26 protein-coding genes are annotated in these 22,617 nt (G+C 64.0%); 16 read left to right on the forward strand and 10 right to left on the reverse strand.

The features are described 5' to 3' along the window. Positions 1-109: 109 nt before the first annotated feature. On the reverse strand, positions 110-304 hold the full coding sequence (locus ACFQXB_RS13835) for a CsbD family protein (RefSeq protein WP_377404904.1): 195 nt from the start codon (positions 302-304) through the stop codon (positions 110-112). Between the two features lie 324 nt (positions 305-628). On the opposite strand from ACFQXB_RS13835, the gene ACFQXB_RS13840 reads away from it, so the two are divergent. The 3 genes from ACFQXB_RS13840 to ACFQXB_RS13850 all read left to right on the forward strand — a co-directional run bounded on the left by ACFQXB_RS13840 (position 629) and on the right by ACFQXB_RS13850 (position 2,579). Continuing rightward, entirely contained in the window at positions 629-1,627 is a 999-nt protein-coding gene (locus ACFQXB_RS13840; protein ID WP_377404907.1) for a Hint domain-containing protein, read from the forward strand. 232 nt (positions 1,628-1,859) lie between these two features. Continuing rightward, positions 1,860-2,171 carry a DUF883 family protein gene (locus tag ACFQXB_RS13845; protein WP_377404910.1) on the forward strand — a complete coding sequence of 104 codons (312 nt, stop codon included), beginning with the start codon at positions 1,860-1,862 and terminating at the stop codon, positions 2,169-2,171. Positions 2,172-2,174: 3 nt separating this feature from the next. After that, positions 2,175-2,579 carry a phage holin family protein gene (locus ACFQXB_RS13850; protein WP_377404913.1) on the forward strand — a complete coding sequence of 135 codons (405 nt, stop codon included), beginning with the start codon at positions 2,175-2,177 and terminating at the stop codon, positions 2,577-2,579. Here ACFQXB_RS13850 and ACFQXB_RS13855 read toward each other — a convergent pair. Next, positions 2,539-2,931 carry a hypothetical protein gene (locus ACFQXB_RS13855; protein WP_377404916.1) on the reverse strand — a complete coding sequence of 131 codons (393 nt, stop codon included), beginning with the start codon at positions 2,929-2,931 and terminating at the stop codon, positions 2,539-2,541. The genes ACFQXB_RS13850 and ACFQXB_RS13855 overlap by 41 nt on opposite strands. A gap of 184 nt (positions 2,932-3,115) precedes the next feature. Here ACFQXB_RS13855 and ACFQXB_RS13860 point away from each other — a divergent pair, with 184 nt between their 5' ends. Together ACFQXB_RS13860 and ACFQXB_RS13865 are read left to right on the forward strand one after the other, a co-directional pair. Then, a complete protein-coding gene (locus ACFQXB_RS13860) occupies positions 3,116-3,790 on the forward strand; it encodes a Crp/Fnr family transcriptional regulator (protein ID WP_377404919.1) in 675 nt (224 codons plus the stop codon). Positions 3,791-3,875: 85 nt separating this feature from the next. Further along, positions 3,876-4,040 (forward strand): DUF1328 domain-containing protein, encoded by a 165-nt coding sequence (locus ACFQXB_RS13865; protein ID WP_377404921.1) that lies wholly within the window; start codon positions 3,876-3,878, stop codon positions 4,038-4,040. Between the two features lie 83 nt (positions 4,041-4,123). Here ACFQXB_RS13865 and ACFQXB_RS13870 read toward each other — a convergent pair whose 3' ends face one another. The 5 genes from ACFQXB_RS13870 to ACFQXB_RS13890 form a co-directional block, all read right to left on the reverse strand. Beyond that, on the reverse strand, positions 4,124-5,191 hold the full coding sequence (locus tag ACFQXB_RS13870; RefSeq protein WP_377404924.1) for an AI-2E family transporter: 1,068 nt from the start codon (positions 5,189-5,191) through the stop codon (positions 4,124-4,126). 114 nt (positions 5,192-5,305) lie between these two features. Next, positions 5,306-6,076 (reverse strand): PRC-barrel domain-containing protein, encoded by a 771-nt coding sequence (locus tag ACFQXB_RS13875; protein ID WP_377404927.1) that lies wholly within the window; start codon positions 6,074-6,076, stop codon positions 5,306-5,308. 60 nt (positions 6,077-6,136) lie between these two features. Continuing rightward, entirely contained in the window at positions 6,137-7,891 is a 1,755-nt protein-coding gene (locus tag ACFQXB_RS13880; RefSeq protein ID WP_377404930.1) for a sensor histidine kinase, read from the reverse strand. Continuing rightward, positions 7,888-8,472, reverse strand: coding sequence for an RNA polymerase sigma factor (locus tag ACFQXB_RS13885; protein WP_377404933.1), 585 nt, complete (start codon positions 8,470-8,472; stop codon positions 7,888-7,890). The genes ACFQXB_RS13880 and ACFQXB_RS13885 overlap by 4 nt, the downstream gene beginning before the upstream one ends. Beyond that, positions 8,469-8,699, reverse strand: coding sequence for a NepR family anti-sigma factor (locus tag ACFQXB_RS13890; protein WP_377404936.1), 231 nt, complete (start codon positions 8,697-8,699; stop codon positions 8,469-8,471). Before ACFQXB_RS13890 ends, ACFQXB_RS13885 begins: the two co-directional genes overlap by 4 nt. A gap of 191 nt (positions 8,700-8,890) precedes the next feature. Here ACFQXB_RS13890 and ACFQXB_RS13895 point away from each other — a divergent pair, with 191 nt between their 5' ends. Next, positions 8,891-9,670, forward strand: a complete 780-nt coding sequence (locus tag ACFQXB_RS13895) for a response regulator (RefSeq protein WP_377405238.1) — start codon at positions 8,891-8,893, stop codon at positions 9,668-9,670. Positions 9,671-10,002: 332 nt separating this feature from the next. Here ACFQXB_RS13895 and ACFQXB_RS13900 read toward each other — a convergent pair whose 3' ends face one another. Continuing rightward, positions 10,003-10,176, reverse strand: coding sequence for a DUF1328 domain-containing protein (locus ACFQXB_RS13900; RefSeq protein WP_377404939.1), 174 nt, complete (start codon positions 10,174-10,176; stop codon positions 10,003-10,005). Positions 10,177-10,650: 474 nt separating this feature from the next. Between ACFQXB_RS13900 and ACFQXB_RS13905 the strand changes: the two genes are divergently transcribed. Together ACFQXB_RS13905 and ACFQXB_RS13910 are read left to right on the forward strand one after the other, a co-directional pair. After that, positions 10,651-11,364: a cytochrome c oxidase assembly protein gene (locus tag ACFQXB_RS13905; RefSeq protein WP_377404942.1), complete on the forward strand. Its 714-nt coding sequence runs from the start codon at positions 10,651-10,653 to the stop codon at positions 11,362-11,364. Further along, complete coding sequence (locus tag ACFQXB_RS13910) at positions 11,364-11,882, forward strand: CopD family protein (RefSeq protein WP_377404945.1); 519 nt, start codon at positions 11,364-11,366, stop codon at positions 11,880-11,882. The genes ACFQXB_RS13905 and ACFQXB_RS13910 overlap by 1 nt, the downstream gene beginning before the upstream one ends. Here ACFQXB_RS13910 and ACFQXB_RS13915 read toward each other — a convergent pair. Next, positions 11,860-12,399, reverse strand: coding sequence for a DUF2231 domain-containing protein (locus ACFQXB_RS13915; protein WP_377404948.1), 540 nt, complete (start codon positions 12,397-12,399; stop codon positions 11,860-11,862). The genes ACFQXB_RS13910 and ACFQXB_RS13915 overlap by 23 nt on opposite strands. 54 nt (positions 12,400-12,453) lie before the next feature. Here ACFQXB_RS13915 and coxB point away from each other — a divergent pair, with 54 nt between their 5' ends. The 8 genes from coxB to ACFQXB_RS13955 all read left to right on the forward strand — a co-directional run bounded on the left by coxB (position 12,454) and on the right by ACFQXB_RS13955 (position 22,222). Next, a complete protein-coding gene (coxB, locus tag ACFQXB_RS13920) occupies positions 12,454-13,131 on the forward strand; it encodes a cytochrome c oxidase subunit II (protein ID WP_377404951.1) in 678 nt (225 codons plus the stop codon). Further along, a complete protein-coding gene (gene ctaD, locus ACFQXB_RS13925; RefSeq protein ID WP_377404953.1) occupies positions 13,128-15,671 on the forward strand; it encodes a cytochrome c oxidase subunit I in 2,544 nt (847 codons plus the stop codon). The genes coxB and ctaD overlap by 4 nt, the downstream gene beginning before the upstream one ends. Next, positions 15,668-15,970: a hypothetical protein gene (locus ACFQXB_RS13930; RefSeq protein ID WP_377404956.1), complete on the forward strand. Its 303-nt coding sequence runs from the start codon at positions 15,668-15,670 to the stop codon at positions 15,968-15,970. The genes ctaD and ACFQXB_RS13930 overlap by 4 nt, the downstream gene beginning before the upstream one ends. Before the next feature lie 140 nt (positions 15,971-16,110). Then, the gene (locus tag ACFQXB_RS13935) at positions 16,111-17,076 is read left to right on the forward strand and encodes a TAXI family TRAP transporter solute-binding subunit (RefSeq protein WP_377404959.1); all 966 of its coding nucleotides are present in this window, start codon (positions 16,111-16,113) and stop codon (positions 17,074-17,076) included. 90 nt (positions 17,077-17,166) lie between these two features. After that, positions 17,167-19,809 carry a TRAP transporter permease gene (locus ACFQXB_RS13940; protein WP_377404962.1) on the forward strand — a complete coding sequence of 881 codons (2,643 nt, stop codon included), beginning with the start codon at positions 17,167-17,169 and terminating at the stop codon, positions 19,807-19,809. A gap of 12 nt (positions 19,810-19,821) precedes the next feature. Further along, positions 19,822-20,250: a universal stress protein gene (locus ACFQXB_RS13945; protein ID WP_377404965.1), complete on the forward strand. Its 429-nt coding sequence runs from the start codon at positions 19,822-19,824 to the stop codon at positions 20,248-20,250. A 2-nt stretch (positions 20,251-20,252) separates the two neighbouring features. After that, positions 20,253-21,581 (forward strand): aspartate aminotransferase family protein, encoded by a 1,329-nt coding sequence (locus ACFQXB_RS13950; RefSeq protein ID WP_377404969.1) that lies wholly within the window; start codon positions 20,253-20,255, stop codon positions 21,579-21,581. 65 nt (positions 21,582-21,646) lie between these two features. Beyond that, positions 21,647-22,222: a DUF1523 family protein gene (locus ACFQXB_RS13955; RefSeq protein WP_377404972.1), complete on the forward strand. Its 576-nt coding sequence runs from the start codon at positions 21,647-21,649 to the stop codon at positions 22,220-22,222. A gap of 4 nt (positions 22,223-22,226) precedes the next feature. Here the strand turns inward: ACFQXB_RS13955 and ACFQXB_RS13960 are convergent, their stop codons facing one another. Next, a complete protein-coding gene (locus ACFQXB_RS13960; protein WP_377404975.1) occupies positions 22,227-22,616 on the reverse strand; it encodes a Na+/H+ antiporter subunit G in 390 nt (129 codons plus the stop codon). Position 22,617: the final 1 nt, after the last annotated feature.

A 22,617-nucleotide genomic window follows, 5' to 3' on the forward strand; every position in this document is an offset into this window, starting at 1 on the left:
CCATGGCATCACCTAAGGTTACGGCGACAAGCATCGGGCGACGAAAAAGGCAGCCAACGATTGCTCGAAGGCTGCCGGAACTCGTTACTGCACTGCGGGACGGGATGCCTCAGCGGCGGGTCCAGTCGTCCACCTGACGCTCGGCCTCTTCCCGTGCCATGCCGTATTTTTCCTGGATCTTGCCAACCAGCTGGTCACGTTTGCCGTCGATCTGATCGAGCTCGTCGTCGGTCAGTTCGCCCCACTGTTCCTTGGCCTTGCCACGGAACTGCTTCCATTTGCCTTCGATCTGATCCCAGTTCATCTTCCACCTCGTCGTTGTGTCGGAACATCAACCTGCGCCACGCCGTATGGTTCCACATCGGGACGGATCTGTGCTTCCGGACCGGCTCATCGAGGGTGCCGATCGACGCACCACGACGCAGATCGCACCCGTTAACGAAGATTACATACGTAAGGATATAGAAAGAACTTTAGGCTTGATTTAGCGGCTTAGGTATGGCGATAAGTCCTTAAGGCGGGATTTTGCACCCAGCGTGCGCCGCCGCGAGAGCATTTTGAGCTATGCGCCTTTTCGGTGCTTATTTTGCGGCATTGGCCGCCATGTTGTTAGGTGAAGGGGACTTCGATGACCTATTCCGTTTCCGGTGTCGATTCTGTTGTCTATTTCGGATCGCTTCTTCGTGTGGATGGGGCCGACCAGTCCATCAGGATGGGCAACTTCGGGTTTCCGGCGTATGATCGTACGCTGACCGAGCAGGGCGGCAACGGCATCATCAATGTGGGCGAGTCCTTCGCTCTGGGATCCCAGACACTGACGCTCGTGGCCTCGGGAACGCTGCAGACCGTCAACAAGACGACGTTCAACGTGATCCTCGCGACCGACTCGGCGGGCCGGCAGGTGATCGTGTTCCCGAGCGGCGACTTCACCCGGCTTGACGGGCTGTTGTCTTCGATCCGGGCAACGATCAAGCTGGAGCCAGTGGGCTTCAACCTCGGCACCAATTCGCCGCTGTGCTTTGTGCGGGGCACCCGCCTGCTGACACCCGAGGGCTATCGTCCGGTCGAACAGCTTGCCGCAGGGGACGTGCTGGTCGACCGCGACGGCCGCGAGGTGACAATCCTCTGGGTCGGGCGTGACACCTATGCGTTGAACGCGGCCTCGCGCGAGGGGCTTTTCCCTGTCGAGATCGCGGCGAACGCCTTCGGTCCGGGCCTGCCCGCCCGCGCCGTGCGCGTCTCGCAGCAGCACCGCATCATGGTCAAGGGCCCGGAGCTTGCGCTGCATTTCTCTCTGGAAGAAGCGCTCGCACCGGCCAAGGCACTGGTGAACGGCACCACGGTCCGTCTGGTTCGTGATGTCGAGGTGGTGGATTATTACCACGTGCTTTGTGAAGAGCATGCCGTTCTGATGGCCGAAGGGCTTGAAACGGAAAGCATGCTCTTGGGCAATCAGGCCCGTGCGACGCTGTCGCCCGAGGATATCGATGAAATCGACGCGCTGTTCCCGGATGCGGCCGAAGCGTTCAGCATGCTCGATCACGCGCCGGCGGTGCCGCTGCTCAAGACCAAGGAGGCGCAGCTTCTTGCGGCGCTGATGAATCACAAGGCCAGCATTTCGGCCTGAAACGGGCGCCTTGCAACAACGGCAGGTGCGACAACCGACAGGCAGGGGCCGGTACCCTGCCTGTTTGGCTTTGTGGTCCTGCTTGACAGTACCGCAGCTTGGCGTGTCATCTGAGAGAGGCGCATGTCGCGCCGCCACCGGCCCGGCGCCATTTCTGAACTCGGGGAAGAGGCACGGGGAACCTGCGCCATTCCGGCGCGTTGTCGCGATGATTGCCACACAGGAGTTTGACATGGCCCGGATGACCGAACCCACCACTGAAGATCTGGCGCGCCAGATGGATGCGCTGAAGGGCGATCTTGCAAAAATCACCGAGACGCTGTCCGAGCTTGGCAAGGCTCAGGGGCGTGCGCTGGCCGACGATGTGCGTGCCCGCGCGGAACGCGCCCGCGCCGAGGGCGAGCGGCAGGCAGAATATCTGCAGCATCGCGCCGAAGAAATGGTGGACGAAGCCGCAGACATGATCCGTCGTCAGCCCGCCATGGCGCTTGGCCTCGCGGCTGGGGTCGGTTTTCTCGTGGGCCTGATGACGTCGCGGAAATAGGTGATGATGATCCCGTCACCCCAGCTCGTGAAGGATGCAGCGGCGCGGGCTGCCAGGCAGGCAGCCCTGTCAGCGGCGGGCATGGTCGCGGCGCTCGTGGGCGCCGGTTTCCTGACCTCGGCGCTCTGGATCTTCATTGCGCGCTGGGAAGATTCGCTCATGGCGTCGCTTGCCGTGGGCGTTCTGTTCATCATCGTGGCCGCCATCCTGCTTGCGATGGGCAAGAAGGCGGGCAAGCCGCGGCGCGGGCCCGAGTTCCACAGCGCAAGACACGATCCGCTTTATGAGGCCCGCATGGCCTCGTCCGGTGCTTCTGCACCGCCGCGCGGCGAATACCCACCCTTGCTGGAGGCGTTCTTGTTCGGGCTCAACACTGCGGCGAAGGTGCGCGGGCGCAGATCCCGCTGACAGCGTCGTGCAGCATGGCGGCGTTGAACGGCCGGGCAATGACCGGACAGCCCTGTTTTTCTGCCGCGGCACGCACGCCCGGCCCTTCAAGCATCAGGATCTGGCCGCCCCGTGCGGCCACTTCCGCGGTCAGGCCTGAGGTTTCAAGCTGGTCGGCCCCGACCGACAGGATTGCGCCGGTGACGGCCGGGATCACGTCCAGGGCGCGTGCCGCCGCGCAGGCCGTGCGGAAGGCGTGGACTTCGCACGAGGGGCAGATCTCCCGAATGGCTTCCGCAAGATCATCGAGAACGAGTTGATCAGCCTCCACCAGTACAAACACGCCCGAGAGCGTGGGGTCGGCTGAATTCATGATGCCATCCAATCATTACAGAACCTGGGCGTGTGACAGACTGCCCAAAGCCCTTTTAGCGCGTTCCCACAACACCGCATTAAGCTATGACATAGGCGGCGAGGATTCGCCGTTCGGCTTGTGAGGGTTCATCTTGATAGACTGCCTGCATTGTCCGCTGCGTCCGCAGGGCATCTTTGCGCCTATGAGTGATGCCGAACTCGGCTTCATGCGCCGCTTCAAGGCCGGAGAGACAAGCTTTGCGCCGGGAACCATCTTTCTGAACGAGGGCGAGGGGAGCGAGTTCCTCTACACCGTGCTCTCCGGCCAGGGGCTGCGCTACAAGCTTCTGCCTGATGGAGGGCGGCAGGTGCTGAATTTTGTGTTTCCGGGGGATTTTCTTGGCCTTCAGGCTACCGTGATGGGCGAGATGAAGCACAGCGTCATCGCATCCTCCCAGATGCGCCTCTGTGTGTTCCGCCGCAGCGAGTTCCTGCGCCTGTTCCATGAGATCCCCCAACGCGGCTATGACGTGACCTGGGTCGCCGCGATGGAGGAACATTTCCTGGGAGAGGCACTTGCGACCGTGGGGCAGGCCGGGGCCACCCGCCGTGTCGCCTGGGCCTTGGCCAAGCTGTTCCGGCGCGCCGAGGCAGTGGGGATGGTTTCGGGCGACAGTTGCCCGCTTCCCTATCGCCAGCGTGATCTGGCGGATGCGGTGGGATTGTCGCTGGTTCATACCAACAAGACGCTGGCGCGGCTCAGGTCGTTGGGCGTCGCCCGCTGGGACGGCGGCCGGCTGACGATTCACGATTTCGACCGGATGACAGCGCTGGCCGATCTCGATACGGCTGCGGCGGCCCCCCGGCCGCTCATCTGAAAGACGGTATCGGAACCAAGTGCTCTGCCGTGGGTTGACGGGCAAAAGGTGCCGCAGGCGCCTATTCCTATCGAAAGGACGTCAGATGCTTCAGTGGGCAGCAATATTCCTGGTGATTGCGCTTATCGCCGCCGTATTCGGATTCGGCGGCGTGGCAGCTGCATCAGCGAACATCGCACAGATCCTGTTCTTCGTCTTTCTCGTGCTGTTTGTCGTGGCCCTGGTCGCGCGGGCGGTGCGGGGACGATAGCGCATAAACAGCCCCTCAAAAAGGCAGGCGGCCCGGAGGACACTCCGGGCCGCCTGCAATTTCGGCCGATGCAGAGCACCGGATCATGCAAGGTCAGCGGGCGCAGGTGCGGTGGGCGCGGGTTCTGCTTCCGCAAGGGCGACCATCCAGACCAGAAGCGGAATCGCGACGAAACCGCCCAACGGCCCCCAGAGCCAGAGCCAGAACACCAGCGACAGAAAGACGGCAAGCGGGTTCACGGCAAGGTGCTGCCCCACCAGAGTCGGGGTGACGAACTGTCCCTCGATGATATTGAGGGCGACATAGACCGTGATCGGCAGGAACCGCTCGGCCCCTTCGAACATGACAATGCCCGACAGAAGCAGGGTTGCCGCCAGGATCAACGGTCCGAGATAGGGAATGAAGTTCAGCAGCAACGCCACGACCCCCCACATCAGCGCCATCGGTATGCCGAACAGCATGAAGAACAGCGTGACGGTGATTCCGAACACCGTGTTGATGACGGTGATCGTCAGAAAATAGCGCGACACCCGTTTCTCGGCACGCATCAGTCGCAAGTGGAGCGGACCGGTATAGCCGACGGGCAGAGGTGCAGGCGCCGGATCGGCCGCGGCCGACATCCGGCCAGCCCATTCGTAGATGTCGGTGCGCGACAGAAGAAAGAAGAACAGCGCCCCCACGAAAATCATCATCTGCGAGGCAACCGCCGGGGCCAGCAACAGCGCATCTGTCAGCCGCGGCAGGGAAAAGCTTTCTTCACTGCTTTCGCCATTGTCTTCCCCGTTGAAGGCACGCGCCAGTTCTTCCGACACGCTGTCAAGCTCGGCCATGCCGCGCTGCAGGCTGGTCACGATGTCGCTCAGTTCGAACCACAGCCGGGGGGCCTGCTGAAGGGCCATGCTGATCATCGGTTCAAGCAGGATGAGAAGCCCGCCGAGAACCGAAAGGATGATCATCAATCCGATCAACGCGCCGAGCGCCCGCGGCACCCCCAGGCGATTGATCCCGGAGGCGATCGGCGACAGGACGATGCCCACCACGATCGCAAGTGTGAGCGGCGCAAACACGCTGCGGCCGAAGTTCAGGGCGACGAAGAAGGCGATGATCGCCAGCACGATCGTGGCATAGCGGGAAGCCTGTGGCAGCGTCATCGGGGAATCCGCACAAGGAATGCGCCGGGGCCGGGCGCAGGCCGGGACCCGGCGCCATGGCCGGATCCGTCAAGATAATGATCGCGCGCCGGTTCCGGCTGCCCGCAGGGCCGGTCAGACCGGCGCGAAGAACCCGGCATGCCCCGGGCCGCGCAATCCAAGCTCTTCGGGGCTGGGGGCGGTTTCCATGTCCGCGGTGCGGGCATCGAGCACGAAGTGTCCCTCGGCGCCGGCGCGGTGGCGCAGGGCTGAGAGGGGGAAGGCGGCCTGCCTTGAGGAAAGCAGCTTGTCATTGTCCACGACAATATAAGCGATGCGCATGCTGTCGGCGTCAAAGCCGATGTCCGCGACGACACCCAGTTCGCCATCGGTCCCGAACACCGGCTTGCCCAGCCAGCCCGTCGCGCGGTCAAGGCTGTCGACATCCGGGCCGGGGGCCTGTGCCTCATCGGCTGCAACGGAAATGGACGCCTCGGCGGGCGGATGCGGGGGGCGCATCTCCTGTGCGCTCTGGCTCATCTGCGCCCAGACCATGAGGGGGGCGGTCGTATGGCCGAAGGGACCGACGACCACGGGCGGCCAGTGTTCTACCGAAAGGGGGCGCCCATCGCCGCTGTCCTCGCCATGGGTCCAGCGTGGCGCGGCTTCCACAGCCTGTGGGGTAAGGTCCAGAACCCAGTCCTGATCCTCTTCCGTCGCAGATTGCCCCGGGCGCAGCAACCGCGCTGCCACGATGACCTCGACCGTTTCGAACCAGCGCCCGGCGTCCAGCGCGACATAGCGCACCCGGTGGCTGACCGGATCCAGGAACAGCTCGCGCAGGGGGAAGGTCGTATCTTCGGCGCGGGCGGACGCGCGCAGTGTGTCGGAAAGGGATCTGAGCATGGGTGCCTCCTTCGCCATGAACGCACGCGTTCGGAGGAAGTTCCGCAGCTCGTCCGGCTGTCAGCCGGGTTCGGGCGGGATGAATCCCGCCACCGGAAAGCGCAGTGCAAGGCGATATCCAGCCCCGTAGGGCGTCTGGGTCGGGCCTTCTTCCACCTCGGCCTCAAGCTGACGGGCAAAGGCCGCAATCAGTTGCCCGCCTAGGCTGGTGCTGTCGGCCTTCATGGTTTCCTGCGAAACCGGCGCTCCGATCGAGTTCACCACTTCGAACAGCACCCGCCCATCGGGTTCCGCCTTGAAGTTTATCCGCAGCCAGGGGGCGCCGGCAGTGGGGCGGCCGATGAACTTGTAGGCATTGGTGATCGCCTCGGTCGCCAGCAGCGACAGCGGCACGACCTGGTCGGGGAAAAGCCGGACCGGGTCCAGATCGGTCGAAAGCTGGACCTCCATCCCCGGCACGGCCGACAAGTCTCCGAGTTGTTTGAGAAGCTCGTGCAGAAGGCTGTCGACGCGCACATCGGATACCCGGTCGGACTGGTACAGGATGCGGTGAATGGTGGCGAGGCTCATCACCCGATCCTGCACGCTTTTCAGGACGCGGCGCAATGCAGGGTCCTGGACCTTGCGCATCTGCATGTTCACGATCGAGGCGATGAGCTGAAGGTTGTTCTTGACCCTGTGATGAACCTCTTTCAGCAGCACCGTCTTTTCATGAAGCGCCGCGGCGCGATTGGCCTCTTCGCGGGTGATGATCCGGCGCAGCTTGTTGAACGTGCTGTTGAGCTGGCGGAACTCGGCCGGAGGACGACCGGGCAAGGTCGAGGCGAAATCGCCGCGCTGGCCCACGGCAAAGCGCCGCATCTGCCCGTTCAGATGCACGACATGCCGGATCACCAGCCTGTGCACCGCAAAGAACGCAACCGAAAGGCTTACAAACCACATGAGGAACGGAAACAGCAGCGCCAGCACGCTGTCGCGTTCCCAGCTTGCCTGGCTTGTGTCATGGGGCCAGACGCCAAGGGCATAGACCTGCTGAGGGATGACCGGCACGCTGACGAAGGTCGCGCGCTGGCCCGCAACGGTATCACCCCGCACAACGCGGGCAACGTTGGAGGTGAACTCGGTGATCTGCGCCCGCGCGGGCAGGGTTGCGGCCGCGGCCTCGCGCCCATTCTGGGGGATCAGAAGATTGCCGGCGACATCCAGAAGGTGCAGGGCGGAAGGGCGGCTTCGGCCCGCGCCGAACCTGCCGACGATTTCAAGCGCCCCATAGGGCATGGACAGGACGACAAAACCGCGCAGCACCCCCTGGCGCCAGATCGGCTCGCTGATCACCAGCACCGGCAACCCGGTCACCGCGCCCGCATCGCGCACCTCGATCATCGTCTGGATCCGCGCCAGGCGCCGATCAAGATGATCGGTGCCGGCAAAATTGCCGCGGATTCCTTCCGACATGCAGGCCGTCCCGTCCGGCGAAAGAAAGCCGGCAAAGGCAAAGAAACCCGAGTTCTGAACGAATTCCGCCGCAAGGGCGGCACATTCCTCGGGCCGGTCGAAGGTTTCCGACAGGACCGGCCCCAGCGCCCGTGCCGCCCCCAGCGCTCCCTCGATAAGCGCGCGCTGTCCGGCAACCGCATCCGCCGTCAGCCCGATCAGCGCAGTTTCGCTGGTCTGGCGGGCGTCGGCCAGAACCCGTAACGTCTGTGCAACCGAGATGATGCCAAGTGGCAGCAGCGCGACAGACAGCAGCACTGCAAGACGAAATCCCAGCCCGCTTGCAAAACGCGGCCAGCGCGGTTTGGGCCAGCGGCTCAACCCGCGGAAACCGGTCCGGCTGCCATTACTGCCATTGTCGCGCCGTCGGTCATGAACATTTCCTCGTCCTCGCCCAGGTTCAGCAGCTCGGCCAGGCGCTTGCGTCCGCGGTTTGCCCGGCTTTTGATCGTGCCCACGGCGCAGCCGCAGGTTTCTGCCGCTTCTTCATACGAAAAGCCGGATGCTCCGACAAGGATGAGCGCTTCGCGCTGTTCATCCGGAAGATGTTCAAAAGCCTTCCAGAAATCCGCCATGGCTAGCCGTCCGTCATGGTCAGGCTTCTGTGCAAGACGTGCCGCGTGAATGCCGTCGGAATCCGACACCTCGCGGCCGCGCTTGCGCCGGCTGGAATAGTAGGTGTTGCGAAGGATGGTGAACAACCAGGCCCGCAGGTTGGTCCCGGTGTTGTACTTGTCGAGATTCCCCCAGGCCTTGAGGATGGTCTCCTGCACCAGGTCATCGGCTGTTGCACCGTTTCGGCACAGGGACAGGGCAAAGGCCCTGAGGGCTGGCAGATGTGTCACCATTTCCTCGCGCGGGTCTGCCGGGACTTGCACCCGACTCGGAGAGGAGTGGTTCATTTCAGTCGGTCCTGTTCCTTTAGCCGCTCAAGCAGGGCCTGAAGATGGTCCGGCACCGCTTCCTCCAGCTTCTGTTGGTAGATGCGGCGAAGGTTCTCGTTGATCTGCTGCTCAACAACCGATTTGTCCTTGGAACGAGGTCTTGACGCGCCTGCATCGGGTTGCATCGCCGCCTGCGAAGCAGGGGCGGCACCTTTCGGGTCGGGTTGCCGGTCGTGCTGTGGCATTCGTGCGGTCTTCTTTCGTCAGGAATGTGCGTTTTAATTTTTATCTTGCGGGAACTAAACGCTGGTCACGGCGTTGGGTTCCAGCATTAATGCAAAAAAAGCGAGTATAAATGACACAGGCGAAGGATATGGATGTCACCAATGACGACCAGAATTCCGGAGACGAGGGAGCCTCAGTGAGTATTTCACAGATGATCGGTCAGGAACTGCCGTATCTTCGGCGGTACGCACGCGCCCTGACCGGTAGCCAGACCAGTGGCGACCGCTATGCCGCCGCGACGCTCGAGACGATCCTGGTTGAACCTTCGATCTTTGACAGCGCCATGTCGCCCCGCGTGGCGCTGTTCCATGCCTTCCACATGGTATGGTCCACCACCGGCGCCCCGGTGGCAGAGCCCGAGGCCGATACGCTCGAGGCCCGGGCGCAAGTGCATCTTCGCAACCTTACCAAGAACACGCGCGAGGCGCTGTTGTTGCACACGATCGAGGAGCTGAGTTTCGCCGAGATCGGGCAGGTGATGAAGATCCCCCCCGAAGAGGCCGAGGAACTTGTCGCCATCGCGCTGCGCGAGATGGAGAACTCGGTTTGCGGACGGATCATGGTGATCGAGGATGAATCGCTTATCGCGATGGACATCGAAAGCATCGTGACCGGCATGGGCCATTCGGTAACGGGGAATGCACGCACACGCGATGCTGCGGTAAAGCTCGCCCAGAAAGAGCGCCCGGATCTCATCCTGGCCGATATCCATCTGGCCGATGACAGTTCGGGGATCGATGCGGTCAACATGATCCTGAGGGAACTGGGAGATATTCCCGTGATCTTCATAACCGCCTATCCCGACCGCCTGCTGACCGGCGAGCGCCCCGAGCCGGCCTTCCTCATTCCCAAACCTTATACCGAAGAACAGGTTCGTTCGGCGGTCAGCCAGGCGATGTTCTTCGCCTCGACCGAGACACTTATGAACTGAGTGTGGGAGCCTGTTCGTCGCGAAGAGGGGGTGCCGCAGGCGCCCCCTTTTCCTTTTGCCCCGAACGCCCATGAAAAAATGCCCTGCCATAAAGGCAGGGCAGTTCAGGGAGGGAAACGAAAACAGAGGCCGGATCCAGGAGCGCCCCAAGGGGGGCCATGGGCCGACCAGACTACCCCGACGCGCACCGCACGACACACGGCAGGGGGACCGGCCGGTCAGGACAGGCCGGTCATATCGGGGGCGGTGCAAGGGCCGCCCGCGATCTGTTTGGGCGCGAAGGATGCGCCGCCGCGCGGCCCGCGGGCCATGCGGAGTGGGGTCATCGGGCGTCAGCGCGGCGTCTTGCCGCGCAATGCCCGGCCGAAAAGGGCTGCGATGGCCAGGATCAGGAACAGCACGAACAGGATCTGGGCGATCCCTGCAGAAGCACTGGCGATCCCGCCAAAGCCGAATACGGCGGCGACGATGGCGATGATGAAGAATGTCACGGCCCAGCCAAGCATAGGCACTTCCTTTCTCGATCTCGGTTGCAGGCCAAACCCGTGGGGGTGCCCATGGTTCCGTCGTTTTCATTTTTTTCTCGGGCAGCGATTTTGGGTTGGGCCAGTTCAAGCCGGGCAGGACCAGGTTGCGCGAAAGGGGTCGGGCTTTCGGCCGGCATTGTCTCGGCAGTCGGTTGCGCGGCGGAGAGGGCCGCACCCGGGGGCCGTCCCGCCTGAGAAGAGGTTTGCGCTTCGCGGCTGGCCGGTTTGGTGCGGGTCAGGCCAAGGTTTCCCCGTCGCGACCGCTCATGGTTGCACCGGGGCATCGATGGGTTTCTCCGGCGGACATGGGGCATGACCTGCCGCGACGGGCGACACCGCCTGTCCGGCGCACCGCCGCAGGGGAACCAGACGCTTGTTCCGGTCGTTTCAGGCAGGGGCAAGCTGTGCCGCCGCAGGGCATCGCATGACCAGAAACAACCGGGGGCGCAAAACATGGACGAAACCTTCATCGCCTATTGCGGGGTTCCGCCGGTTCCGCAGGACCTGCTCAGCGCCTGGAACCTCGATCCGCCTCTCCTCGCCGCGTTGCTGCTGTGCGCGCCGCTTGTCAGCCGCTTTGCTGCAAACCGCCGGGCCGGCTGGGCGGCCTGGTGTCTGGCCTGGATCATCTTTGTCTCGCCGCTTTGCGCCCTGAGCTCTGCGCTGTTTTCTGCGCGGGTGCTGCATCATGTGCTGCTGATCGCCGCACTTGCGCCATTGCTGGTAGTGGCTTTTCCCCGCGCGAACCGCTGGGCGCTTCCGACGGGCGCCGTGTTTCTGGTGCATCTTCTGACGCTGTGGGTCTGGCACGCGCCCGGCCCCTATGGCTGGGCCCTGTCATCGGTCGCGGGCTACTGGTTCATGCAGGTCACGCTTCTGGGCAGTGCCTGGGCGCTTTGGCGCGAGGCGCTGCGCCCGGGCGCAGCGGCAACCGCCCTTGCGCTGCTGGTGGGGACGGTCGCCCACATGGGGCTGCTGGGGGCGCTGATCGTCTTTGCCCCCGATCCGGTCTATCTTGCCCATCTGGCCACGACCGAGCCCTGGGGGCTGAGCGCACTGGCCGATCAGCAGCTGGCCGGACTTCTGATGTGGGTTCCGGCCGTCTTGCCTTACCTTGCCCTCGGGCTGCGCATTGCCCTGCGCGCCATCCCGGACGAGGCAACCTGATGGGCTTCGAGATTGCGCTGTGGTTGACGAAATTCGTCCACGTGACCGCGATCGCGCTATGGGCAAGCGGCCTGATTTCCATTCCGTTCCTGCTGCGACAACGCAGTTCCGTCACGGGGGACGAAGAACACCGCTTGCACCGGCTGGTGCGATTCCTGTTCGTGGGCTTCGTCTCTCCGGCGGCCTTTGTGGCCGTCGGTTCGGGGACGGTGCTGATCTTTCTGCGCGAGACCTTTGTCGAATGGTTCTCGGCGAAGCTGGTGGCGGTTGGCGCGCTGGTCATCATTCATGTGATCACGGGGCTGCTCGTGCTCAAGCTGTTCAGCACCGATGGCGAACTGCGCTTTGGCTGGCCGCGCACCGCACTGCTGACGCTGTGCAGTCTCACTGCCGTGGCCGCGGTGTTGTGGCTGGTGCTGGCCAAGCCGGACTGGACGGCCGAAACCCAGGCCGCCCTCTTTACGCCGGGTGGACTGCGGGATGCGCTGCTGCCCCTTATTGCTTCGGTGACACGATAGCCCCAACCCCATGATCGAAAACGAGCTTTCCCCCATGCCAGCCTGCGAACCCTGTAAAGACCATGGCCAGCGCCGACACGGCGATTCCGTGCGGCAGCACGGCTTCAGGCGCGACCAGCCGCAGGCCCCAGTTCAGTCCGAGGATCGAGATCAGCATCATCGCGGTGATCGCATGGGTCCAGCTGGCGACGCGCACGCGGATGCCCTTGACCAGCAGCAGTTCCGCTGTTCCGGCCAGGCCGGCAGCAACACCTGTGGCAAAGGCGCCCCCAACGGCCCAGAGGCCGACCCGCAGCCAGAAGTCATCACCCGACCACCAGTAGAACACGTCCGCCCCCAGTGTGGCGACCGTGAAGGCAATCGGGAAGTGCACCATCATCGCGTGGATCGGATGCCCGACAAGCGCCACGGCCGAGGAGGTATCATGCGCGCCGATTTCGGCCATGACCGGATTGGGGTCATCCTGCCGATCCTCGCGTTCTTCATCCGGGATCGCGTTCTTGTCGGCTTCGGTCATCGGGGGGCTCCTTTCGGCTGGGGCAGGCGGTGGCTGGGCCGGTCGCGGCTGGCAATGGGGGCCGCCACGGTGGCGCTGGCCGGCTGCAGTGGCCCCTTCTCAACGCTAGAACCGCGCGGCCCGGTGGCGGGTTCCATCGCGCAGCTCTGGTGGGGGATGCTTGGGGGCGCGCTGGTGCTTCTGGCGCTGGTGCTTGCGCTTTTCGCGCTGGTCATGCTGGCGCCGCGAAGGGCGGCGCGGGTTTCGGGGCGAAACTGGATCCTCTGGGGCGGCCTGGGACTGCCCGCGCTGGTCCTGCCGCCGCTGGTGATCTGGGCGCTGATCGCCGGGGAACGGATCCTGCCGCATCCCGGGCAGAATGTTGCGGTCGTCGAGGTCGAGGCCTGGCAGTTCGGCTGGACCTTCCGCTATCCGCAATATGGCGATGTCGAGACGCAGAACATCCTGCATCTGCCGGTGGGGCAGCCCGTGGATCTGCACTTGTCCAGCCGCGACGTGATCCACGGCTTCTGGATTCCGCAGCTGGGCGGCAAGCTTGATGCCGTTCCCGGCCATGTCAACGTGCTGCGGCTACAGGCCGACGAAACCGGCGTCTTTGCCGGCCAATGCGCCGAGTTCTGCGGTGTGGCGCATCTGGAAATGCGGTTCGAAACCCACGTTCACGCCCCCGAGGATCTTGCCCGCGCCCTGGGATTTGCCGCCGACAGTCAACCAGAAGAGGCCCAGCCATGAGCACCCGTGCACCCCACCAGATGCCGGAGCGGCCCGTGGCCCATCCCATTCGCCTGCACCATGCCCTGACACGGATCTGGATGACGGGGCCCGGCCTTGCGCGGCTCTCGGCCGTGAACCATTCGATCCTCGGGTTGCGGTTCATGATCACCTCGGCCGTGTTCTTTGCGATCGGCGGCCTTCTGTCCATGATCATCCGTGCACAGCTTTCCACGCCTCATTCTGCCTTCATCGGACCCGAGATCTATAATCAGGTCTTCACGATGCATGGCACGATCATGATGTTCCTGTTCGCCATTCCGATGCTGGAAGGGCTGGCGATCTACATGTTGCCCAAGATGCTGGGCGCGCGCGATCTCGCCTTCCCGCGCATGACGGCCTACGGCTTCTGGTGCTATCTGCTGGGCGGATCGATCCTGATCATCGCGCTGGTGATGGGGGTGGCGCCCGACAGCGGATGGTTCATGTACACGCCCTTGTCGTCAAACGTCTATTCCCCCGGCATCAATGCCGATGTCTGGCTTCTGGGCGTGACCTTCGTCGAGATCTCGGCCGTGACCATGGCGGTAGAGCTGACCGTCTCGATCCTCAAGCTGCGGGCGCCGGGGATGACGCTGGCGCGGATGCCGATCTTTGGCTGGTACATTCTGGTGACTGCGCTGATGATGGTGGTGGGCTTTCCGCCGCTGATCCTCGCCTCGATCCTGCTTGAGGTCGAGCGCGCCTTCGGCCTGCCGTTCTTCGATCCGGTGCGGGGCGGCGACCCGCTGCTGTGGCAACACCTGTTCTGGCTGTTCGGCCACCCCGAGGTCTATATCATCTTCCTGCCGGCCGCCGGGGTGCTGTCGACCCTGATCCCGACCTTCGCGCAACGCCCGCTGATCGGCTATCGCGCGGTGGTGGTAGCGCTGGTGGCCATGGCTTTCCTGTCGTTCGGGATCTGGGTGCACCACATGTTCACCGTGGGCATCCCGCATCTGGCGCTGGCCTTCTTCTCGGCGGGTTCCGCGCTGGTGGCGGTGCCGACGGCGGTGCAGATCTTCGCCTGGCTGGGCACGTTGGCCCATGGGCGGCCGCGCTGGGATGTGCCGATGCTCTATGTCTTCGGCTTCTTCTTTGTCTTTGTCGCCGGGGGGCTGACCGGGGTAATGCTGGCCATGGTGCCGTTCAACTGGCAGGCCCATGACAGCCATTTCGTGGTGGCACATCTGCATTATGTTCTGGTGGGCGGCTTCGTCTTCCCGTTGCTGGCCGGCCTTTACTACTGGCTGCCCCGGGTGACCGGACGGCAAAGCGTCTATCGCCTGTCGGTGCCGGCGTTCTGGCTGATCTTCATCGGGTTCAACATGACCTTCTGGCTCATGCATCTGACGGGGCTGCGGGGCATGCCGCGGCGGGTCTACACCTACCTGGAAGGCGACGGCTGGACGGCGTTGAACCTTCTGTCCTCGATCGGCGGCTTCATCCTGACGATGGGCTTTGCGCTGGTCGCGATGGACATCATCCTGCAGGTCCGCTTCGGGCGCCGGTTCCGGCGGGATCCCTGGCGTGCCGGAACCCTGGAATGGGCACAGCCCGCGCCGGCCGCGGCCTATGGCTTTGCCTCGATCCCCGAAGTGACCGAGCGCGCTGACAGGCTTGACGTGCGCGAAATCGGTCGGCAGCTCGCTGCGGGCCAGGGCTATCTGGGCTTTGCCCGCAATGGCTGGCAGGAAACGCTTGGCATCAACGCCGCAAGCGGGCGGCCCGATCAGGTGGTGGTGCTGTCGCGATCAACCTACCTGCCGCTGTTCACGGCGCTTGCGACCTGTTCGGTCGTTCTGGCGCTGCTGTTCAAGGTCTACTGGGCGGCGCCGATCGGTCTTGCTGTCACCGTTGCGCTGATGCTTTACACCGCGCAGATCTCGGGCCTGAAAGAGGATCACGGCACGCTGCCGATCGGGCATGGCCTTGCGCTTCCTCCCCATACCGAGGTTGAGGGTTCTCCCCCCTGGTGGGCCTTGGTGACCACGTTGCTGGCAAATGGGACGCTGTTCCTGTCGCTGGTATTCGGGGTCTTCTATCTCTGGCTTGTCGCTGCCAACTGGCCGCCGCCGAATGTGTACGAGCCGCATCTGATCCTGCTGGGCCTTGCGGCGCTGGCGCTGCTTCTGGCGCCGCTGGGTGCGCGGCTGGCGCTGTGGGCGGCACGCCGCGGCCGGATCACTGCGCCGTGGATTGCAATGACGATGGCGGTGGCAGCGGCGGGGATTGTGGTGCTGGTGCTGATGGTCATGCAGGTGCCGGACCCGACGGCCCATGCCTATGCCGCGACCACGGCAGCGGTGTTGTCCTACGCGGTATTTCATCTGGCGGTGGGGCTGCTGTTTCTGCTGTCGAACCTGATGCGGCTGCGCGCAGGATTCATTTCACCGCGCCGGGTGCTTGACCTGCGGCTCAGCCGGCTCTGGCTCGACTATACCGCCGTCACGGGGATCATCGTGCTGGCCGTGGTGGTGGTGATGCCGCTTCTGACGCCGATTTCGGGGGTGCAGCCATGACCCGCTCGGTTCATTATCTCTGGCTGGCCGTGGGCTTTGGCCTGTGGGCTACCGCCTTGAGCCTGATCTACGGGCTGCACGCGGTCGGTTGCGCCTATGACTGGCCACCTGCTGCCCTGAGGGTGATGATCGGGGCGATCACCCTGGCACATCTGGTGCTGCTGGCACTGCTTTGGCGTCACTGGCGGCACGAGGGCAGCTTTCTGGGGACACTTGCCCGCTGGTCACTGGCGGCGGCGCTCGTGGCAACGGCGTTCAGCTACCTGCCGCTGCTGTTTCTGACCACCTGCATTCCGTAACGTCACGAAGGAATGGCGACGAGCGGCCTTTCCCTGCCGATATTGACACTGGCCGACCAAAAGGCTTTGTTGAACCTACAGAAGGCTGGCGCGTGCTTGCACCGCCCACGCCCGTATCGCAACTTTCCGGAGGAGACTTCATGAAATCCACATTGCTGGGAACCGCTGCCGTCTTTGGCATGGCGCTGGCTGGCGCGGCCGCTGCACAGGATCAGACCTTCATCTCGATCGGCACGGGTGCCGTGACGGGGGTGTATTACCCCACGGGCGGCGCGATCTGCCGTCTGGTAAACCGCGACCGCGCCGAACACGGCATCCGCTGCGGAGTGGAATCCACCGGCGGTTCGGTGTTCAACGTCAATGCGATCCGCGGCGGCGAACTGGAGTTCGGCGTGGTGCAGTCCGACATCCAGTTTCAGGCCGTCGATGGGTCAGGCTCGTTCGAGGGTGACGCGTTCGAAAACCTGCGGTCGGTCTTTGCCCTTCACCCCGAACCCTTCACCGTCGTGGCCCGCGCCGATTCGGGGATCGTGAACTTCGAGGATCTGCGCGGCAAGCGCGTGAATGTCGGCAACCCCGGTTCGGGCACGCGCGACACGATGGAACTGGCCATGGAGCGTTTCGGCATCGCCATGTCCGATTTCTCGATGGTGTCCGAACTCCAGGCCGGCGAGCAGAGCCAGGCATTGTGCGACAACAACATCGACGCGATGGTCTATACCGTCGGTCACCCCTCCGGCTCGATCCAGGAGGCGACGACTGCCTGTGACTCGGTTCTGGTGAACGTTTCCGGCGAGGCTGTCGATGCGCTTGTCGAGGAATTCCCCTATTACCGTGCCGCAACCATTGCCGGCGGCATGTATCGCGGGAATGCCGAGGATGTTCAGACCTTCGGCGTCGGCGCAACGCTGGTGACTTCGGCGGACGTGTCGGAAGACGTCGTTTATGAACTGACCCGTGCCGTATTCGAGAATATCGACCAGTTCCGCAGCCTGCACCCGGCCTTCGAAAATCTGGATCCGGCCGAAATGGCCACCGACGGCCTGTCGGCGCCGCTGCATCCGGGCGCCGAGCGGTACTTCCGTGAGGCTGGCCTGATCGAGTAAACGGGCCTCGGCTTGTGAACGGTTGAAACAGAAGGCGCCGCCCTGCCCGGGCGGCGCCTTGCGAAAAGAAAACCCAGCGAAGGGGCGACAATGGCCAGCGACAGGGATCCCACCGAAGGCAGGGGCCGCCGCTTTTCCGAGGATGAGCTTCAGGATCTGGTGGCAAGCACGGATTCCGGGGCCCGCGCGCCCGACAGCCGGGCGGTGGCGCTGTTCATCGCCGTTGTCGCCTTCAGCTGGTCGCTGTTCCAGCTCTGGATCGCCCAGCCGCAGCTGTGGTTCGGCCAATATGTGCAGGTGCTGAATTCGGCGCAGACCCGGCCCCTGCACCTTGCCTTCGCGCTGTTGCTGGCCTTCCTTGCCTATCCCGCATACAAGACCGCGCCGCGCAACCGCGTGCCGCTTTATGACTGGGTGCTGGGCCTTCTGGCGGCGGCCACGGCCTTTTATGTCTTCTGGTATGCGCGCGAGATTTCGCTGACCGCACGGGCCGGGCGGCCGACGCAGGAACAGATCATCGTCGGCTCGATCGGCATCGTCCTGCTGCTCGAGGCATCGCGCCGCGCACTCGGGCCGGCGCTGACGGTCGTGGGCGCGGTATTCCTTGCCTATTCCTATCTGGGGCAGGGCTGGCTGATCCCCGAGATCATCGAGCACAACGGCCTCTCGTTCACCTCGATCATCAACACGCAGTGGCTTGATACGGCGGGCGTGTTCGGCATCCCCCTGGGCGTGTCTACGGCCTTTGTGTTCCTCTTCGTGCTGTTCGGCTCGCTGCTCGACAAGGCAGGGGCCGGCAACTACTTCATCAAGCTGGCGTTTGCGGGCCTTGGCCACCTTCGCGGCGGGCCTGCGAAGGCTGCTGTTGTCGGTTCGGGGATGACGGGGCTGATTTCGGGCTCGTCCATTGCCAATGTCGTGACCACCGGCACCTTCACCATTCCCCTGATGAAACGCGTGGGCTTCACTTCGGAAAAGGCGGGCGCGGTCGAGGTCGCCTCGTCGGTCAACGGGCAGATCATGCCCCCGGTCATGGGGGCGGCCGCCTTCCTGATGGTGGAATTCGTGGGCATTTCCTACCTTCAGGTCATCAAGCACGCCTTCATTCCGGCCGTGATCTCCTACATCGCACTGATCTACATCGTGCATCTGGAGGCGTTGAAAACCAACATGCCGGCTCTGGGCGAGGCGCGCAGCCTGCTGCAGATGTTCCTCAAGATCGCGATCGGGTTCGTGGTGGCCGGTGCGGCCTTCACCGGCGTCATCTATGCGATCGGTGCGCTTCGATCGCTGACGCCGGGCCTGTCCGACCCGATCGTGCTGGCGGTGATCCTGGTGCTTTACGTGCTGGCCGTGCGCGTTTCGGCGATGCGGCCCGATCTGGAGCTGGACGACCCGAACGCCAAGCGGATCTCGCTTCCCACAGTGGCCGAGGTGTTTCCCACCGGCATCCACTTCCTGCTGCCGATCCTGGTTCTGGTCTGGTTTCTCATGGTCGAACGCCAGTCGCCTGCCAAATCGGCCTTCTATGCGGTCGCGATGATGCTGTTCATCATCATCACCCAGCGACCGATCAAGGCGATGTTCCGACGTGGGGCCGTCGCTGCCGAAACCCGGGCGGGTTTTGCCGATCTGGTCGAGGGGATGATCGCGGGCGCGCGCAACATGATCGGGATCGGGGTGGCCACGGCCGCCGCCGGGATCATCGTTGCGACCGTCACCCGGACGCCGATCGGGACCGAACTGGCCGGGCTGGTCGAGCAGCTTTCGGGCGGGCATCTTTTCATCATGCTCGTGCTTGTCGGGGTCTTTTCGCTGATCCTGGGCATGGGCCTGCCGACGACGGCCAACTACATCGTCGTCTCGTCGCTGATGGCAAGCGTGGTGGTCAGCCTCGGCGCGCAGGAAGGACTGATCGTCCCGCTGATCGCGGCGCATCTTTTCGTGTTCTATTTCGGTATCATGGCGGATGTGACACCGCCGGTGGGCCTGGCGAGCTTTGCCGCGGCGGCCGTATCGGGGGGCGATCCGATCAAGACCGGCTTTACCGCCTTCTTCTACAGCCTCCGGACCGTCGCGCTGCCGTTTCTCTTCATCTACAACCCGACACTGATCCTTTACGGGATCGATCTTGGCACCGCGGCGGGGCTTTTCCAGGCGGCAGTGGTCTTTGTGACGGCGACAGTGGCGATGCTTCTGTTCGCGGCCGCTACGCAGGGCTATTTCCTCGCGCCCTCGCGGTTCTATGAAAGCGCAGCGTTGCTTCTGGTGGCCTTCACGCTGTTCGTGCCGAACTTCTGGCTGAACCAGATCCAGCCGCCCTTCGAGGAAACCCCGCCCGCCCGGTTCGAGCAGGTTCTGGACGAGGCCGAGCCCGGAGAACAGGTGCGGTTCGTCGTGCGGGGGCCGGATTTCGTGACCGGGGCAACCACGCAGACGACGCTTGTCTATCGCGTCACCGACGACACGCCCCCCAGCGGGCGGGCCGATGCCGCGGGCCTGTTCCTGATGCCCGAGGGCGACCGGATGCTGCTGGAAGAACCGATGTTCGGAAGCACCTATCAGCAGCAGATGCAGGGCTTCGATTTCTACGGCAGTGATCCGGTCGAGATCGTGAGCGTGCAGTCCCCGGCCGACCGGTTGCCCAAGCAGGTGTTCTACATTCCGGCGCTGCTGCTGTTGGGGCTTGTGGTGGTGCTGCAACGGCGTCGACAGACGCAGCCTGCGTTCTGAAAAGGGGCTGTCATGCTGAAGACCATCCTTCTGCCTGTCGATCTCTCGGATGAGAAAAGCTGGAAAGGTCCCTTGCGCGTTGCCCTCGACCAGGCACGCCTGCATGGGGCGGTGCTGCATGTGGTTTCGGTCCTGCCCGATTTCGGTCTAGCGGCGGTGGGCACGTTCTTTCGCAAGGGGTTCGAGAAGGAAGCCCTGCGCGCCCTTGGCGCGGCCCTGTCCGACTGGGTCGAGGCGCATGTGCCGGACGAAGTCGAGGTGCATCCCCATGTGCTGCATGGCTCGATCTATGACGAGATCCTGCGTGCGGCCGACAAGGTCGGGGCGGATCTGATCGTTCTGGGCGCACACCGTCCGGAACTGAAGGATTACCTGCTGGGGCAGAATGCCGCGCGCGTCGTGCGGCACGCGCGCCAGTCTGTCTATGTCGTAAGGGACTGATGATGCCGGATCATGTGTTTGGCCGCAGCACCGGGACGGTGCTGCCGAGGGCGGTGCGTGGGGATGGCTGCTACATCATCGACGAGGCAGGGCGCCGCTATCTGGACGGGTCGGGTGGCGCGGCGGTGTCCTGCCTTGGCCATTCTGACGCCGAGGTGCGCGCCGCGCTGCATGAACAGCTTGATGCGCTGGCCTTTGCCCATACCGGTTTCTTCACCACCGCGGCGGCCGAAGCACTTGCCGACCTTCTGATCGACCATGCGCCGCCGGGGCTGGAGCGGGTCTATCTGGTTTCGGGCGGGTCCGAGGCGGTCGAGGCGGCGCTGAAGCTTGCCCGGCAGTACTTCCTTGAAACCGGCGCCCCGCAACGCCACCGCGTCATCGCGCGTCGGCAAAGCTATCACGGCAACACGCTGGGCGCGCTTGCGGCTGGCGGAAATGCCTGGCGGCGGCAGCAGTTTGCGCCGCTGCTGGCCGAGACGAGCCACATCAGCCCCTGCTATGCCTATCGCGACAGTGCCGAGGGCGAAAGCCCCGAGGAGTACGGGCTGCGCGTCGCCAACGAGCTTGAGGCAGAGATCCTGCGCCTTGGCCCCGAGACGGTCATGGCCTTCATCGCCGAACCGGTTGTGGGCGCGACGCTCGGCGCGGTTCCGGCGGTGCCGGGATACTTCCGCCGCATCCGCGAGATCTGCGACCACTACGGCGTTCTGCTGATCCTGGATGAGGTGATGTGCGGCATGGGCCGCACCGGGCATCTTTTCGCCTGCGCCGAGGACGGGATCGAACCGGACATGATTACCATCGCCAAGGGGCTTGGCGCGGGGTATCAGCCAATCGGGGCGCTGCTCGCCTCTGGGCGGATCTATGACGCGATCGCTGCAGGAAGCGGCTTTTTCCAGCACGGCCACACTTACATGGGGCACGCCATGGCGGCGGCAGGCGCGCATGCGGTTCTTTCGGCGATCCTCGGGCGCGGGCTGTTGCCGCGGGTGGTCACGCAGGGTCAGCGGCTTGACGCTGCCTTGCGCAGCGCCTTCGACACGCATCCGCATATCGGCGACATCCGGGGCAGGGGCCTGTTTCTGGGGCTTGAGCTTGTGGCCGACAAGGCGACCAAGGCGCCTTTCGAGCCGGAGCGCAAGCTGCACGCGCGCATCAAGGCTGCTGCGTTCGAGGCCGGGCTGATCTGCTATCCGATGGGCGGCACGATCGACGGTCGCCGGGGCGATCACGTGCTTCTTGCCCCGCCGTTCATCATCAGCGATGACCAGATCGACGAGCTGGTGGACAAGCTGTCGCGGGCGGTGGCGGTGGCGCTGGCAACCTGACGCTGTGGACCTTGCGCAAGCGGCCTGCTACCTCTGACCGAGGTTGCAGCAAGGGCAGGTAGATCATGCGCTATGTAAAATGGACGCTTCTGGTGCTGTTGATCGCCGTGATCGGCGGTTTTCTGCACTATACCCTGCCGCAGCGCGATATCGTCCGGATCGTGGGCATCGAGAACCGCCGCATCGATACATCCACGGGCACCGGTTTTGTCACCAGCGACGGAACGCGGGATGTCCGCTTTGTTCTGGCGGTGCGGCCCAGTGGGCGCGAACTTGTCTATCGCAACGAAGATACCGGCTGGGGCTGGCCGCCCTATTTCAAGTTCAACAGCTCTACCCTGCAGGCACGGGCGCAGAATTATGTCTCGACCTCGGCAAATCCGCAGTGGGTCGCGATCACGCATTATGGGTGGCGGTTGGAACTGTTCTCGATGTTCCCGAACGCGGTCCGCATTCGCCCGGTCGAAGGTCCGGACGTCACGCTGGTGCCCTGGGGACCGATTGTCATCCTGACCATCCTCGCTGCACTGATGCTGCTGGTCTGGCGGCTTTGGGTGCGGTTTCGCGAGAACCGGCTCGAGCCGTTCTGGGACGGCATCGCCGAACGCCGCGACGCGCGCCGCCGGGCGCGCCGCCGCTAGGGCATCAGCCGCGCGGGCGCTGTGGCGTCCGGTCGGCCTCGGCGGTCGCTTCCTGTCCGGCCCAGCCCTTTGGCCGCCCGGTAGGGGGAAGATCTGCGGGGGTCATGTTGCGATGCAGCCAGGCCTTGGCAATGAAATGCGCAACGATGGGTGCCGTCAGGAACAGGAACAGCGTGATCATCAGTTCGTGGAAGGAAAAGCCGCCGCCGAGCACCGCGAAATAGATCATCGAGCCCACCAGCACGCCGCCCACGCCCAGCGTCGTGGCCTTGGTGGGGGCATGCAGGCGTGTCATGGGATCGGGCAGCTTGATGAGCCCGTAAGAACCCACCAGCCCGAACAATCCGCTGATGACCAGAAGGGCCGATATCAGGATTTCTGCGATCAGGATCATT

Source organism: Halodurantibacterium daqingense (assembly GCF_042666235.1).
Lineage (GTDB): Bacteria > Pseudomonadota > Alphaproteobacteria > Rhodobacterales > Rhodobacteraceae > Halodurantibacterium > Halodurantibacterium daqingensis.

Coding starts and splice junctions, on each gene's coding strand:
- ACFQXB_RS13835 (WP_377404904.1), bottom strand. CDS start 304: ATGAACTGGGATCAGATCGAAGGCAAATGGAAGCAGTTCCGTGGCAAG.
- ACFQXB_RS13840 (WP_377404907.1), top strand. CDS start 629: ATGACCTATTCCGTTTCCGGTGTCGATTCTGTTGTCTATTTCGGATCG.
- ACFQXB_RS13845 (WP_377404910.1), top strand. CDS start 1,860: ATGGCCCGGATGACCGAACCCACCACTGAAGATCTGGCGCGCCAGATG.
- ACFQXB_RS13850 (WP_377404913.1), top strand. CDS start 2,175: ATGATGATCCCGTCACCCCAGCTCGTGAAGGATGCAGCGGCGCGGGCT.
- ACFQXB_RS13855 (WP_377404916.1), bottom strand. CDS start 2,931: ATGAATTCAGCCGACCCCACGCTCTCGGGCGTGTTTGTACTGGTGGAG.
- ACFQXB_RS13860 (WP_377404919.1), top strand. CDS start 3,116: ATGAGTGATGCCGAACTCGGCTTCATGCGCCGCTTCAAGGCCGGAGAG.
- ACFQXB_RS13865 (WP_377404921.1), top strand. CDS start 3,876: ATGCTTCAGTGGGCAGCAATATTCCTGGTGATTGCGCTTATCGCCGCC.
- ACFQXB_RS13870 (WP_377404924.1), bottom strand. CDS start 5,191: ATGACGCTGCCACAGGCTTCCCGCTATGCCACGATCGTGCTGGCGATC.
- ACFQXB_RS13875 (WP_377404927.1), bottom strand. CDS start 6,076: ATGCTCAGATCCCTTTCCGACACACTGCGCGCGTCCGCCCGCGCCGAA.
- ACFQXB_RS13885 (WP_377404933.1), bottom strand. CDS start 8,472: ATGAACCACTCCTCTCCGAGTCGGGTGCAAGTCCCGGCAGACCCGCGC.
- ACFQXB_RS13890 (WP_377404936.1), bottom strand. CDS start 8,699: ATGCCACAGCACGACCGGCAACCCGACCCGAAAGGTGCCGCCCCTGCT.
- ACFQXB_RS13895 (WP_377405238.1), top strand. CDS start 8,891: ATGATCGGTCAGGAACTGCCGTATCTTCGGCGGTACGCACGCGCCCTG.
- ACFQXB_RS13900 (WP_377404939.1), bottom strand. CDS start 10,176: ATGCTTGGCTGGGCCGTGACATTCTTCATCATCGCCATCGTCGCCGCC.
- ACFQXB_RS13905 (WP_377404942.1), top strand. CDS start 10,651: ATGGACGAAACCTTCATCGCCTATTGCGGGGTTCCGCCGGTTCCGCAG.
- ACFQXB_RS13910 (WP_377404945.1), top strand. CDS start 11,364: ATGGGCTTCGAGATTGCGCTGTGGTTGACGAAATTCGTCCACGTGACC.
- ACFQXB_RS13915 (WP_377404948.1), bottom strand. CDS start 12,399: ATGACCGAAGCCGACAAGAACGCGATCCCGGATGAAGAACGCGAGGAT.
- coxB (WP_377404951.1), top strand. CDS start 12,454: ATGGGGGCCGCCACGGTGGCGCTGGCCGGCTGCAGTGGCCCCTTCTCA.
- ctaD (WP_377404953.1), top strand. CDS start 13,128: ATGAGCACCCGTGCACCCCACCAGATGCCGGAGCGGCCCGTGGCCCAT.
- ACFQXB_RS13930 (WP_377404956.1), top strand. CDS start 15,668: ATGACCCGCTCGGTTCATTATCTCTGGCTGGCCGTGGGCTTTGGCCTG.
- ACFQXB_RS13935 (WP_377404959.1), top strand. CDS start 16,111: ATGAAATCCACATTGCTGGGAACCGCTGCCGTCTTTGGCATGGCGCTG.
- ACFQXB_RS13940 (WP_377404962.1), top strand. CDS start 17,167: ATGGCCAGCGACAGGGATCCCACCGAAGGCAGGGGCCGCCGCTTTTCC.
- ACFQXB_RS13945 (WP_377404965.1), top strand. CDS start 19,822: ATGCTGAAGACCATCCTTCTGCCTGTCGATCTCTCGGATGAGAAAAGC.
- ACFQXB_RS13950 (WP_377404969.1), top strand. CDS start 20,253: ATGCCGGATCATGTGTTTGGCCGCAGCACCGGGACGGTGCTGCCGAGG.
- ACFQXB_RS13955 (WP_377404972.1), top strand. CDS start 21,647: ATGCGCTATGTAAAATGGACGCTTCTGGTGCTGTTGATCGCCGTGATC.
- ACFQXB_RS13960 (WP_377404975.1), bottom strand. CDS start 22,616: ATGATCCTGATCGCAGAAATCCTGATATCGGCCCTTCTGGTCATCAGC.